Genomic DNA, 258 nt, shown 5'->3' on the forward strand with positions numbered 1-258 from the left:
ATGCCCTGACCTGCGACCAGAACGTGGATGTCGCCACCGATTTTGGCAGCAGCGGCTACGGTGTTCAGCGTGGCCGGGGCCAGGGTTTTACCGTCGTGTTCTGCGATTACCAAGATAGTCATGTTTAGATTACCTTCGCTTCGTTTTTCAGTTTCTCGACCAGTTCAGCCACCGACTTGACCTTGATGCCTGCGCTGCGTGCCGCCGGCGCTTCGACTTTCAGGGTTTTGTTGGTCGATGCCGTGGAAACGCCCAACG

At 56.6% G+C, this 258-nt stretch carries 2 pseudogenes; both read right to left on the reverse strand.

Annotated elements, in window-relative coordinates:
• A pseudogene (locus V6F78_RS22335) lies at positions 1-122 on the reverse strand (electron transfer flavoprotein subunit alpha/FixB family protein); the annotation flags it as partial.
• A 2-nt stretch (positions 123-124) separates the two neighbouring features.
• Positions 125-258, reverse strand: a pseudogene (locus V6F78_RS22340) (electron transfer flavoprotein subunit beta/FixA family protein); the annotation flags it as partial.

The sequence above is a fragment of the Pseudomonas sp. ESBL9 genome (assembly GCF_036668715.1).
Taxonomy (GTDB): domain Bacteria; phylum Pseudomonadota; class Gammaproteobacteria; order Pseudomonadales; family Pseudomonadaceae; genus Aquipseudomonas; species Aquipseudomonas lundensis.